Genomic DNA, 13,435 nt, shown 5'->3' with positions numbered 1-13,435 from the left:
TATGCAAGCTTTGGAGCATTTTCTCCCGCAAGTTTGGTTTGTAGTCTTGGCTCTATTTCTACTCCTTTACATCATGCTAGACGGTTTTGATTTGGGAGTTGGAATCTTGTCTTTGACTGCTGACGATGAGGAACGCAGGGGCATTTTAATGACCAGTCTGGGCAACGTTTGGGATGCTAACGAAACTTGGCTGGTTTTAATGGGAGGCGCTTTGTTTGGGGCGTTTCCCCTCGCTTACGGCACGATTTTAACTGCTTTGTACATACCGATTTGCATGATGCTTTTTGGTTTGATATTTCGGGCTGTCGCCTTTGAATTTCGGGAGCATTCTAACCGGAAAAAATTTTGGAATTATGCTTTTGGGGTCGGCAGTTTTTTGGCTGCTTTAGCTCAAGGATTTGCCCTCGGTGCGGTGCTTGAAGGCATTGCGGTGGATGAGGCTGGGCATTTTGTGGGGACAACTTGGGATTGGCTGGATTGGCGATCGATCTTGGTAGCTTTGACGCTGGTTCAAGGCTATGTTTTGATCGGTTCCACCTATCTAATTATGAAGACTGACGGAGAACTGCAAACAAATCACTATCGCACTGCTAAAATTGCGGCGGTGACGACTTTAATCGGAGCAGTTTTAATTACAATTGCCACTCCGATTTTTTACGAAAGTGCTAGATCCAGGTTGTTCGAGAAACCGCTAGTTTATGTATTTGTGGCGATTCCTTTGGTGGGATTGCTACTGGTAGGAATGCTGCTAAAAAGCCTAGCAAAAAAAGAAGAAAAAACGCCGTTTGTGTGGACAATATTAATTTTTCTGCTAAGTTTTATTGGCTTGGGATTGATTGTTTTTCCATACATTATTCCGACCAAAATTACGATTTACCAAGCCGCAGCTTCCCCCAGCGCCCTGGTGTTTATGATTGTGTTCATTGGCTTTTTGATCCCGATCATGATTTTTTACAACATCTACAATTACATTGTATTTCGGGGTAAGGTTACTGGCGGCTACGGCGAATAAAATAGGTTCGTAGTGAGGGCTAAAATCCTCCTAAAAATTTAAGGACTAAAGTCTTCACTACGAACGAATGGGTCGCTAAAAGCAGAATTTGTGATAAATTTTTCATCGGTTAAGCTGTGCAAAAAAGCCAACAAATCGCGCTGTTCTTGCACGTTGAGTTTGAAGCCAGAAACAAAGTTACTTTTGAGCGGATTTTCGCTGCCGATTCCCGCCAATTCTCCTTTTTTAATAGTTCTGCCGCCCGCTTTGTAGTGGCCGATAACTTCTGGCAAGGTTTTGATACTTCCGTCGTGCATATAAGGTGCTGTCAAAGCAATATTTCGCAGGGTTGGTGCTTTGAATTTGCCCATGTCAGAGGGTTCGCTGGTGATTTCGTATACTCCAGTATTGTTGGGCGGATAAGCGCCTTTCCCGTCAAGATTGTACAATCCTGTATTGTGAAAAGCTATTTCTTTGAAAGCTAGACGATCGTGCATAATAGAATCTGAGAAGTTTAGTCCGCCGTGGCAGTGAAAGCATTCTAAACGTTCGCTGTTAAATAATTCTTCGCCCCGCTTGGCTGAAGCTGAAATCGCACCGGAGTCGCCGTTGTAGCGGTATCTGTCGTAGGGAGAAGTCAGGGAAATTAAAGTGCGTTCAAAAGAGGCGATCGCCTTTGCTAAGTTGCTAAGATTAATAGGATTGGGTTGTTGAGTAAAAGCTGCTGCAAACATTTTTTGGTATTGCGAATCCGATCGCAATATTAGCAAAAGTTCCTCTTCTTTACCAACCATTCCCATTTCTACGGGATGTTCGCCAAACAAAGGTACTAATAGCTGAGATTCGAGTTTATTTTGTAGCGGGTTTGCCCAAGTCAGCACGGAATTGTAGCCAATGTTAGCTAAACTCATAGCATTGCGCGGGTGTTTTTCTCCGGTTGCGCCGACTCCTAGCGTTTTTCCGTCGGTAAAAGCTTTGGCTTGAATGTGACAGGAAGCGCAGGAAAATTCTCCTGTGATTGACAGGCGTTTTTCATAGAAAAGATGCCTGCCTAATTCGACTTTTTCTTGGCTGATTGGGTTGTCGGCTGGTACAATTGGTTTTGGTATTCCAGCGGGAATGTTCCAATTGTAAGTTGGAGGCGGTGCAGCGGCTAAACTGGAATTTGTGGAGGATAATACTGCACTCAAACTCATTGCTAGGAAGCATGATAAAATGCAGATAATAGTCAGATTTGATAATTTTTTCCACTTCATTTGATGTTTTGTAGGTAGTCGGCGGTTTGACAATTACATAGAGATTGAGGTGTGCCATAAACAGAGGCAGAGCCTCGCCTATCTGCATTACCAGGCAGAGCCTGGTAACGAGCAATGTCAAAAAACAATAAAACTCTTGTGGGGAGTAGGGGGTGGGCATCCTGCCCGCCCTGAATATGCAATTTCAATGCGCGACAGCTTATTACTTAACTTGAAAGAAAGTTTGTCCCGCAGCAGGTTGATCTCCAAATGGCAAACTTAAGTTTTTCATAATTCCGGCGCAGTCGCTGTCCTTCGGTTCCGACATACATCCGGGCGGAGTATTGGCTTGATTTGCTGTTAAATTAGTTTGAGAAACTAGGGAGTTCAAGTCAGCAATGACTGTATTTTTATTTAAATCGAAGTTGCTGAAAATTATTTTTGATTTGTTAGGATTCGTACAGCTAGTCGGCTTTTGATTGTTGCCTTCAGCTTGGCATCCCGTGCTACCTAAATGAATCATAAAACCGTGCAATCCGCCACTGTGACTGCTGCCGTGATTGCCTGCGTTGTGAGCAATTTGGCTGCTTTCTGTGCCTGATTTACCGTCGGGGTTTTTGTCAGCCATGTGATTTTTCATGTCAATCCTCAGAAATTTGTAGCCGCCGCGCCAGTTCCACCACAGGGATGTTAAATTGAGGGGAGAAGGTGCTAGACTTGCGTCTTCGTGATTGAGGGTAAAAGGTACGCCGAGGGTGAATTCCAGGCCTTTGTAGTTGCCTTTGGGTATTGTGCCGATTACTCGATCGCGAATTTCGACTGTTCCGTTAGCGCAATCACCGGATTTATTTTCAAAGTCTAGCAAAGCCACATTTTGATGCTGCCATTTGCCGTCTTGTTTGAGAGTCAGCGGTACAGCTTTGCCACTACCGTCAATTAAAGCAACTTCGGATACATAAAAGCGGAAATCTGTAGGTGTAACGGTAGCAGCCGAAGTGCCTAAATTGCTGTAGCTTTCGCCACATTTAAAGGATTTTTCGCCTACCGTTGCGCTAAATTTAATTTCGATTTCTTGAGTTTCTGCGGCTGTGGCTTGATGCCTGTCAATCGCCAAAAAGCTACCCAAAATAGCTGCGCCTGCCAAGGTTGAGGCCAAGATTAGTTGTTTTTTCATTTAGGGATACTTAAAATACTAACTCAGGTAATTCCGGCCTGATTTTTACACTTTTTGCTGCAACTGTCAAATGACGGCTTGTCAAACTTATAAATAGCAAAGTGATTAAGCCTTTCTAAAGAAACAGTCGATAAAAAGCCTTAATGATGTATTGTCGATCGATAATTAATTACATTATCCCTAAAATCTCAAACCTCAAATCTAAAATTACATGAATCCTCTGCCGAATTATCGCCCCAAGCAACTTTCTCTCGGCCCTTTGGAGGCTGAGATTTTAAATATAGTTTGGGAGCTAGAAATTGCTACAGTCAAAGACGTGCACGATCGCATTTTAGCCGATCCGGATCGCGAATTGGCCTACGCTTCAGTAACAACAGTGCTGCGCCGCTTGACCGAGAAGGGTTGGCTGGCCTGCGACAAAACAGAACGGACATTCGCTTGGCAACCTTTAGTTTCTTGCGAAGAAGCCCGATCGCTTTTTGCTTACGATCGCCTACAAAAGTTTTTAGCAGTTGGCAATCCCGATATTGTAGCAGCATTTGCTGACAGCCTCGACCAAGCAACAGTCGAACAATTACAAGAAATTTCCCTTCGCATTCAAGCTGTCCGCCAAGCCCGGGAGGAGCAAAAATAATGCACTTAATCCTGATTGTTACCGCGTTGATTGCAGCTTGTTTTTTGAGAATTAGATGGTCTGTTCCTCAAGGAAATTGGGCCCGTCGCTGGCAGCGATCGCTCTTATTTTTCTTGTTTCCTCCGCTGCTGTTGTTTGCGACAGCTATCGCAGTGATTTTTATGGGAACTCAGGGACAAATGGTAAGATTGTGGGACGGATGGTTTAGCTATTTGCTAGCTGTAACTTTTTTGAACGTAGCTACAATTTTGTGGGTCAAGTTAGCGACAGATGGCTATCTATTTTTAAAGCAAATTCGCACTTTTCCTCAGAAAAAAATAGCCGGAATTAATGTCAAAATTATCAACACGCCAGCTTTTTTTTCTGCTATAATTGGTTTTTGGAAAACCGAATTTGTAGTCAGTACGGGATTGTTAAAAACCCTCGACTCAGCTCACCTGCAAGCAGTAATTGCTCACGAACAAGCGCACTACTATTATCGCGATACGTTCTGGTTTTTTTGGTTGGGATGGCTGCGAAAAATTACTGTGTGGCTGCCGAATACACAAGCTTTGTGGGAAGAGTTATTAACGCTGCGGGAATTGCGGGCTGATGCCAAGGCGGCGGCGGGAGTGGATGGTTTATTGTTAGCAGAAGCTTTGCTGTTAGTGGCGAGTTATCCGCACCGAAATTTTGATGTAGATTGCGTAGTTGGTGCTGTCGGTTCGCAAAATAGATTGGGAGAGAGAATAGAGGCGCTGTTGGCAGAGCCTGAATTAGTTTTAAAGGTGAATAAGTGGTTTTTTGCTTGGCTAATTTTAACACTTTTGCCTTTGTTGACGGTGCCGTTTCACAGTTGATTGATACCAAACCTGGGTTTTGGATACCCCTCGATCGACCAGTCAATCTTCGGCTGACGAAAGTTTGACTTGCTGCTTGAAACCGTCCCCGTCATAACTCAATAAGCGATTGTTAAGCTGTTAATTCCCGGAGAGATCCCTCGCATCTGCATGATTGTCGGGGGATGAAAGAGCAACTTCTTGTCCGCACCTTGATTCGGGAGACTAGGGGGGATTTGTCTGGGAGCATCTCATATTTATAAAAACACTTCTTTTGACTCCTTCCTTCTTCCTCTTTCCTCCTGTCTCCTGTCTCCTGTCTCCTGTCTCCTGCTATCCGGGAGCATCTCATATTTATAAAAAGACTTCTTTTGACTCCTTCTTTCTTGCTCTTTCCTCCTGTCTACTGTCTCCTGCCTCAAAACTCCAATTTCTAGCTTAGCTGGTTTTATTGAGATGCTCCCTCAGACTATCTTGATAGATCGCCATCTTTCTCTTCAAAAGTAAAAAATCATAAAAGCGGTAGAGTCTGTCGCCTGGGGATTTCGCAGTTCTATTTTCCTCAGACTCGACCAATAAAAGTGTATACTTAGTTACAAGAGTCAATGTCTAAGATGGAATAATCCAGAGGAGTGCAGCAGTGGATTTGACGAACCGAATTTCTGGATATCATCTGGTTGAGCAATTATACTACGGTTCGAGAACCCTAGTTTATCGAGCCATCCGAGAAACAGATCGGCTTCCGGTTGTCATTAAACTATTAAATCGAAACTATCCCAGCTTCAGCGAACTGCTGCAATTCCGCAACCAGTACACCATCGCCAAAAATCTACGTCTGCCTGGAGTCGTTGAACCCTACAATTTGGAGTCCTATCGCCACAGCTATGCCCTAGTAATGGAGGATTTTGGCGGCATTTCTCTGCGAGACTACGCCCAAGAACGTAAGCTGACTCTAGCAGAAATATTGGAAATTGCCATTCAAATAACTGACATTCTTGACGGACTGTACCGAAACCGAGTTATTCATAAAGATATCAAGCCAGCTAACGTCCTCATACATCCCGACACTAAACAAATTAAACTCATAGACTTTAGCATCGCCTCCCTACTGCCGAGAGAAACTCAAGAAATTCAAAATCCCAACGTTTTAGAAGGAACCCTCGCCTATATTTCTCCCGAACAAACCGGACGAATGAACCGAGGTATTGACTACCGCACCGACTTTTATTCTCTAGGAGCCACATTTTACGAACTGCTAACAGGAAAACTGCCATTTGAATGTGACGATCCGATGGAGTTGCTTCACTGCCATATTGCCAAAAAACCTCCTTCAATTAACAGCCAAGAAATCCCACAGGTAGTGTCGGATATGGTGATGAAGTTGATGGCAAAAAATGCCGAAAAGCGCTATCAAAGTGCCTTGGGCTTGAAGAATGACTTAGAACGATGTTTGCAGCAGTGGCAAGCAACTGGGAACATTGAGACTTTTGAGTTAGGAACGCGGGATGTATGCGATCGCTTCCTGATTCCTGAAAAGCTTTATGGTCGAGAAACTGAAGTCCAAACCCTGTTGAGTGCTTTCGATCGCGTGGCGAAGGGCACATCAGAATTAATGCTGGTCGCTGGGTTCTCCGGGATTGGTAAAACGGCAGTCGTCAACGAGGTGCATAAACCCATTGTCCGGCAACGGGGCTATTTCATCAAAGGCAAATTCGACCAGTTCAACCGCAACATTCCATTCTCGGCATTTGTCCAGGCATTCCGGGATTTTATGGCACAGTTACTCAGTGAAAGTGATGCCAAAATCCAAGAATGGAAAACCAAAATTCTCGAAGCACTCAGTGACAACGGACAAGTCATTATTGAAGTTATTCCCGAACTAGAACGGATTATTGGACAACAACCTCCCGCCCCAGAATTATCGGGGATTGCGGCTCAAAATCTCTTTAATTTGCTCTTCCACAAATTCATTTCTGTCTTTACGACAAAAGAGCATCCCTTGGTGATGTTTTTGGATGACTTACAATGGGCGGATTCGGCATCGCTGAAGTTAATGCAATTGCTTGTTAATGAGTCGCAATTAGGTTATCTGTTGCTGCTGGGAGCCTATCGGGATAATGAAGTCTCACCAACCCATCCCCTGATGTTGACCCTAGATGAAGTTAGTAAGGCAGGAACAGCGCTCAACACCATTACATTAGCACCGCTCGACAAAATCAGTTTGAATCAATTGGTAGCGGATACGCTAGTTTGTTCTCCTAACTTGGCACAACCGCTGACCGAATTGGTATATCAAAAAACTCAAGGCAACCCATTTTTTTCGACGCAGTTTCTGAAAGCCTTGCATCAGGATGAATTGATTAGTTTTGATATCAAAGCGGGACATTGGCAGTGCGATATTAGCAAAGTTCGAGAGGCAGCACTGACCGATAATGTAGTGGAATTTATGGCGCAGCAGTTGCAGAAGTTGCCCAGAGAAACTCAGGATGTTTTAAAATTAGCCGCTTGCATTGGCAACCAGTTCGATCTGGCAACATTGGCAATTGTTTCAGAGAGTTCTGAGACTGAAACCGCAACGGCATTGTGGAAAGCTTTACAGGAAGAGCTGATTATTCCCCAAAGTGAAGTTTATAAATTTTATGTAGGCGCAGAACAGGCGATTTCTGAAGCAACTTCTCAAACCGTTGCCTATCGTTTCTTGCACGATCGCGTCCAACAAGCCGCCTATTCACTCATTCCCGATTCAGATAAAAAAGCAACTCATCTCAAAATCGGACAGTTACTCCAGCAAAATTTATCAGAAATAGAGCAAGAGGAAAAACTCTTTAATATTGTCAGGCATTTGAACCAAGGAGAAGAGTTAATTACCCAACATAGCGAACGAGAAGCATTAGCTCAACTAAACTTTAAAGCGGCACAGAAAGCCAGAAGTTCTACAGCTTATGCTGCCGCAAGAATCTATGTACAAACAGGGATTGAGTTACTGACAGCTAACTGCTGGCAAAGTCAGTATGAATTGACTCTAAACCTCTATGTTGCTGCTACCGAAGCTGCTTATTTGAATGCTGACTTTGACAATATGGAAAAAATGGCAGGACTGGTGTTGCAAAAAGCTCAGTCGATTTTAGACAAAGTTAAAATTTACCAAATTTCAATCACTGCACAGACAGCTCAGGGCAAAATATTAGAAGCGATCGCAGTGGGGAGAAACGCGCTAAGACAATTAGGAGTTGAACTCCCCACTGAACCTGACGAAGCCTCGATCGGTAAAGCACTACAAGGCTTGGGTACCCAACTCCAAGACAGACGGATTGAAGAACTAGCTAATTTGCCAGTAATGACCGATGCTAAGGCTAAGGCAGCAATGGAAGTGATGGCAATGTTGTTTTCACCTATTTTTATTGGAATACCAGGTTTGCTGCCCCTACTTAGCTCCGCTATGGTGAGTTTATCGCTCTCGTTTGGGAATACATCCGCATCGACGGTAGGGTATGTAATTCATGGGATGGTGCTGTGTGCCTTTTTCGGAGATGCAAAAACAGGCTATGGTTTTGGCAAATTGGCGATCTCATTATTTGACCAGTTCAATGTACAGGAATTTAAATCCGTAATTGCCAATTTATTTGGAAGCTTTGTTCAGCATCACCAAGAAGCCGTAAGGGCAACGATACCGGTGTTGAAAGCTGGATATACGGCGGGTATGGAAACTGGGGATTTTCTTAGCGCTGGCTTCAGTATATTGGATTATTTCTACGCCAACTTTTTCAGTGGGGTAGAACTCGACACTTGGGAACCGGAAATAGCAGGTTATAGCACTGCCTTGGCTCAGGCAAAACAATATACTCCTCTAGCTTATTTGGATATGAAGCAGCAGACGGTACTGAACTTGACTGAAGCCGTTAGTCAACCGGATTGCTTAATGGGCCCGGCCTACGATGAAACCGTGATGCTTCCTAAGCACTATCAGGATAATGAACTCAGTGCGATCGCTCTTGTCTACATTTATAAACTGCTGCTTGCCTACTCATGGGGCAATTATCCGGCTGCCTTAAACCATATTTGCCAAGCCAAGCCGTATTTAATGGCATTATCGGGATTGGTTCATATTCCCGTTTTCCATTTCTATGCAGCTCTGACGCACCTGGCGCTCTTCTCCACACAGCCCGAAACCGAGCAAGCTGAAGTTCTCGCCCTTGTGGAAACCCATCAAACTACTCTGCAACAGTGGGCGCAAAATGCTCCGATGAATCATTTGCATAAATGGTATTTAGTTGAGGCTGAGCGGCAACGGGTTTGGGGCAATAAAGCTGAGGCAATAGATTTGTACGATCGCGCCATCAAACTAGCTAAAGAAAATCAATTCCTCAACGAAGAAGCATTAGCCAACGAACTCGCCGCCAAGTTCTACTTGGACTGGGGCAAAGAAAAAGTTGCCGCAGGCTATATGCAGGAAGCGTATTACTGTTATGCCCGTTGGGGAGCTAAAGCCAAAGTTGAACACCTAGAACAACGCTATCCCCAATTACTTCAGCCTATCCTGAATCAGCCCAAACTTCGCTTTAATCCTCTAGAGACGCTGGCAACGATTAGCCACTCTTCGCACACTTCCAGTAATAGCAGCACCAGTATTTCCGATGCCCTTGATTTCGCCTCGATTGTGCAAGCCGCTCAAGCTTTATCCAGTAAAATTCAGCTTGATGAATTACTCGACACCCTCAATCAAATTATTTTGAAAACTTCTGGGGCCGAAACTTGTGCTTTGCTACTTCCCCATCAGGATGAATGGCAAATCCGGGCAATAACTCACATCAATCTAGATAACCAGCCACCCACAACCTTACTGCAAACCCAGCCTCTAGATGGCTCGGCAGTGATTCCGCTCAAGCTGGTTTATTATGTCAAACACACCCTGGAAACTGTGGTTATTGAAGGCGGCAAAACCGATATTCCCGGTTTGATGAATGACTGTGCGCTCCAGTATCACTATCAGAGTATGCTATGTACTCCGATTCTCGATCGCGGGAATTTAGTTGGCATACTTTATCTGGAACATCGATCGACAAAAGGAGTGTTTACTCGCGATCGTCTCCTCGTCCTCAACTTCCTCTGCACTCAGGCTGCCATTTCCCTAGAAAATGCGCGATTGTATCAGCAAGCCCAAGACTATGCCTACCAGGTGGAACAATCACAACTGCAATTAGTACAGAGCGAAAAAATGTCCGCCTTGGGCAATTTAGTAGCGGGGGTAGCCCATGAAATTAATAATCCAGTCGGATTTATTTCTGGTAATATTCATGAAGCGATCGCCGCCGTCAAAGATATTACAGAATACCTGCAACTCTACCAAGAAAAATTTTCCAGTCCGGGTGACGAAATCGAAGAAAAAGCAGAAGAGATGGACATTGAATATCTCTTAGAAGATTTACCCAAAATGTTGAATTCTATGCAAGTCGGGTGCGATCGCATCCAAGGTATCAGCACCAGTCTTCGTACCTTTTCCAGAGCCGACAAAGACTACAAAATTCCTTTCAATATTCATGACGGAATTAACAGTACGATCTTGATTCTCAAACACCGATTGAAAGCCAACGAACAGCGTCCAGCTATTCAAGTAGTGAAAGAGTACGGGAACTTGCCCTCAGTGGATTGCTTCCCCGGACAATTAAATCAGGTGTTTATGAATATATTGGCCAATGCCATTGATGCACTGGAAGAATCAAATCTGGAACGGAGTTTAAAGAAGATTAAAGCCCCAGCCAATTGCATCACGATTCGCACCGAAATGAAGTCTAAGGAGTGGGTGACGATTCGCATTTCTGACAACGGGCTAGGGATATCAGATGAGATAAAAGGTCATATTTTTGACCACTTATTTACAACTAAAGGTGTTGGTAAAGGCACGGGATTGGGTTTGGCGATCGCACGGCAGATTGTAGTTGAGAAACACTCTGGTATGGTAGAAGTGAGCTCAACTTTAGGTCGAGGTACAGAATTTACGATTTCAATTCCATGTTGATTGTTACCTTGGTAATTTATAGCCCAATACGGTTCACTTAAGACAGATCTCCCTGGCACACCCCTTCAAAAGGGGGGGACAAGAATGCCCTCTTGCGTCCCCCTTGCTTTCGGGGGATTTAGGGGGATCTCCGGGGCATAAATATGTTAAGTGAACCGTATTGATTTATAGCCAATTTTTGGATTTTTCTTAAAAATTGAAAGTTTTTTACACCCCACTTGATAATTTATAGTGAGCGATGACTTCTGCCAAATTTTTGATACTTCCCTCGGACTAATTCATAAAGGAATCTCGATCGCAAATTCCGTACCTTCTCCTACGGTGGAACGGCAGCTCAAGGCTCCGGCGTGTTTTTCCGCGACAATTCGGTAACTGATGGCTAACCCCAAACCAGTGCCTTTTCCCATCGGTTTGGTTGTGAAAAACGGGTCAAATAATCGGCTCCGCACGTCTTCTGTCATGCCGATCGCATTATCGGCAATGCGGATGCAAATACTATTTTCGTTTAGGGCTTCTGTGCGAATGCTAATAGTTGGTTTCCAATCGTCGCCGTCGGCTGCTGTTAGCGAATCCATCGGAGAGGATCGCCTTTTTTGGTTGTAAGCATCTTCCAAGGCGTCAATACTGTTGCTAAGCAGGTTCATAAATACCTGATTTAGCTGACCTGCATAACATTGAATCAAAGGGATTTTACCATAGTTTTTGATTATTTTAATTTCGGGATAGTCGCCTCTGGCTCGCAGTTTGTTGTGCAATATTAAGAGCGTATTATCTATGCCTTCGTGAAGGTTAGTAGGTTTTTTTGCCGAGTCGTCTAAACGCGAGAAATTTCGTAAGCTCAGAACTATTTCGCGAATGCGATCTGCTCCCATTTTCATCGAAGATAATATTTTTAGTAAATCTTCTCTTAGAAATTCTAAATCGATATTTTCAATACATTCTTGAACTTCTACCACGGGCTGAGGATAGTGTTTTTGATAAAGTTCCACAAGCTGCAACAAGTCTCGGATATATTGGCTGGCGTAGGAAATATTGCCGTAGATAAAACTGACAGGGTTATTAATTTCGTGAGCTACTCCAGCTACCATTTGACCGAGACTTGACATTTTTTCGGTATGAATTAGGTGAGCTTGAGTTTCTCGAAGTTCTTTGAGAGCGATTTCTAGCTGCTGGGCTCTGTTGTTGGCGATCGCCTCGGAGAGCCGCAAAGCATCCTCCGCTGCTTTGCGCTCTGTCATATCAAAAATGGCGCCGTTGAGGGATAAAACTTCACCGTCTGCGTTGAAAAGGGCTTGACCTTTCTCTGCAACCCACCGCACATTTCCGTCGCAGTGCATCAGGCGATATTCGATGATGTAAGGTTGTTTTGTCTTAATAGCCCGATCGATAATTGTCTCGATCTGCTGGGCGTCATCGGGATGAACTATACTAGGAAAAGCCTGCACCGGTTGAACCATAAAATTAGCTGCGGGATAGCCGGAAATAGCTTCTATGCCGCTGCTGATAAAAGTTACCCTCGATCGCCCAGCAGCACTGCACCGGTAAACCGCACCGGGAATGCTAGAAACTAATGATCTAAATTCTTCTTCCCTTTCTCGCAAAGCTGCCTCAATCCGCTTGCGTTCGCTAATGTCACGAGCAAACGCGCACTGATATTCTTTGCCGTTAAATTCCAAATGGTTGATCGTAATTTCTACCGGAAAAATGCGACCGTACTTAGTGAGGTGGTGAACTTCAATATTAACCGAACCGCAGCGTTTTAAGACTTTCCAGTGCAAACTCCAAGCAGTTTGGGGAAAATCTGGATTGATGTCGTGCACGGTCATTGAGAGCAATTCTGCAGCAGCATATCCCAATGAAGTGCAAGCAGCGTCGTTGACGTACAAAAATTTACCGTCGGGCCCGATCCAGAATATCGCATCTGCCGATCGGTCGATCGCAAATTGAGTCAGTTGCAACTTTTCCTCAACTCGGTGGCGATCGGCAATTTCTTTTTCTAACTGTTCGTTAAGCGAATTGAGAGCTAAAGTGCGATCGACAATAGTATCCGAAGGATAAAAATTGAGCGCTTGTTTTGCCAATTCTCCTTTATCGATATCATGCTGGTGCTGATTTTGTTCTACCTGTTTTAACGACTGTTGTTGAAATTTTTCTTTTTGATTTAAACCAGACTCGGCAAGTGCTTTGGGCATCAGGGCGAGGGCGGTTGCGGCTAAAAGCCAAGAAATCAAAGCACTTGCAGCTTTGAGAGTTACCGACAGCCAATATATGGAATGCCAAAGCGTCCAAACTTCCGTCAATTTAGCCGCGCCCCAGGCAAAAAAAACAAGGGCAAACACCCGGAAAATCTTGCGGTGAGAACCTTGGCGGGTAAAATAAACTAAAGATAGGGCGATCGAGCAATAAGCCAGTGCTGTCAGCGAGTCAAAAACAGCGTACAATCGCAACTCCGGCACGACGTTGCAGGCGAGTGTAGAAGATACAGCAAGTGTGGAAAAAAAAATTGTTAATTGTTCTTGCATAAAGTTCAAGAAAAAAATTATCTGTACCAATGCAAATCCGCTCAA

7 protein-coding genes are annotated in these 13,435 nt (G+C 44.2%); 4 read left to right on the top strand and 3 right to left on the bottom strand.

All coding sequences use genetic code 11. From position 1 onward, the window contains the following. Position 1: 1 nt before the first annotated feature. Positions 2 to 1,012 carry a cytochrome d ubiquinol oxidase subunit II gene (gene cydB, locus QUA58_RS00230; RefSeq protein ID WP_333090185.1) on the top strand — a complete coding sequence of 337 codons (1,011 nt, stop codon included), beginning with the start codon at positions 2 to 4 and terminating at the stop codon, positions 1,010 to 1,012. A gap of 38 nt (positions 1,013 to 1,050) precedes the next feature. On the opposite strand, the gene QUA58_RS00225 is transcribed toward cydB, so the two are convergent. Both QUA58_RS00225 and QUA58_RS00220 read right to left on the bottom strand, forming a co-directional pair. Next, on the bottom strand, positions 1,051 to 2,247 hold the full coding sequence (locus tag QUA58_RS00225; RefSeq protein WP_333253255.1) for an MbnH family di-heme enzyme: 1,197 nt from the start codon (positions 2,245 to 2,247) through the stop codon (positions 1,051 to 1,053). 202 nt (positions 2,248 to 2,449) lie between these two features. Next, entirely contained in the window at positions 2,450 to 3,400 is a 951-nt protein-coding gene (locus tag QUA58_RS00220) for an MbnP family copper-binding protein (protein WP_333253257.1), read from the bottom strand. 211 nt (positions 3,401 to 3,611) lie between these two features. Between QUA58_RS00220 and QUA58_RS00215 the strand changes: the two genes are divergently transcribed. From QUA58_RS00215 to QUA58_RS00205, 3 genes are all read left to right on the top strand, one after another. Further along, positions 3,612 to 4,034, top strand: a complete 423-nt coding sequence (locus QUA58_RS00215; RefSeq protein WP_333090177.1) for a BlaI/MecI/CopY family transcriptional regulator — start codon at positions 3,612 to 3,614, stop codon at positions 4,032 to 4,034. After that, a complete protein-coding gene (locus tag QUA58_RS00210) occupies positions 4,034 to 4,873 on the top strand; it encodes a M56 family metallopeptidase (RefSeq protein WP_333253259.1) in 840 nt (279 codons plus the stop codon). Before QUA58_RS00215 ends, QUA58_RS00210 begins: the two co-directional genes overlap by 1 nt. A 619-nt stretch (positions 4,874 to 5,492) precedes the next feature. Then, positions 5,493 to 10,868: an AAA family ATPase gene (locus QUA58_RS00205; RefSeq protein WP_333392591.1), complete on the top strand. Its 5,376-nt coding sequence runs from the start codon at positions 5,493 to 5,495 to the stop codon at positions 10,866 to 10,868. Positions 10,869 to 11,146: 278 nt separating this feature from the next. Here the strand turns inward: QUA58_RS00205 and QUA58_RS00200 are convergent, their stop codons facing one another. Beyond that, positions 11,147 to 13,390 carry a PAS domain S-box protein gene (locus tag QUA58_RS00200; RefSeq protein ID WP_333253263.1) on the bottom strand — a complete coding sequence of 748 codons (2,244 nt, stop codon included), beginning with the start codon at positions 13,388 to 13,390 and terminating at the stop codon, positions 11,147 to 11,149. Positions 13,391 to 13,435: the final 45 nt, after the last annotated feature.

It is taken from the genome of Microcoleus sp. N9_A1 (assembly GCF_036701795.1).
Classification (GTDB): Bacteria; Cyanobacteriota; Cyanobacteriia; order Cyanobacteriales; family Microcoleaceae; genus Microcoleus.
Note: the sequence above shows the minus strand (reverse complement) of the source record. Positions and strands in the feature narration are given on the sequence as shown.

Coding starts and splice junctions, on each gene's coding strand:
- cydB (WP_333090185.1), top strand. CDS start 2: ATGCAAGCTTTGGAGCATTTTCTCCCGCAAGTTTGGTTTGTAGTCTTG.
- QUA58_RS00225 (WP_333253255.1), bottom strand. CDS start 2,247: ATGAAGTGGAAAAAATTATCAAATCTGACTATTATCTGCATTTTATCA.
- QUA58_RS00220 (WP_333253257.1), bottom strand. CDS start 3,400: ATGAAAAAACAACTAATCTTGGCCTCAACCTTGGCAGGCGCAGCTATT.
- QUA58_RS00215 (WP_333090177.1), top strand. CDS start 3,612: ATGAATCCTCTGCCGAATTATCGCCCCAAGCAACTTTCTCTCGGCCCT.
- QUA58_RS00210 (WP_333253259.1), top strand. CDS start 4,034: ATGCACTTAATCCTGATTGTTACCGCGTTGATTGCAGCTTGTTTTTTG.
- QUA58_RS00200 (WP_333253263.1), bottom strand. CDS start 13,390: ATGCAAGAACAATTAACAATTTTTTTTTCCACACTTGCTGTATCTTCT.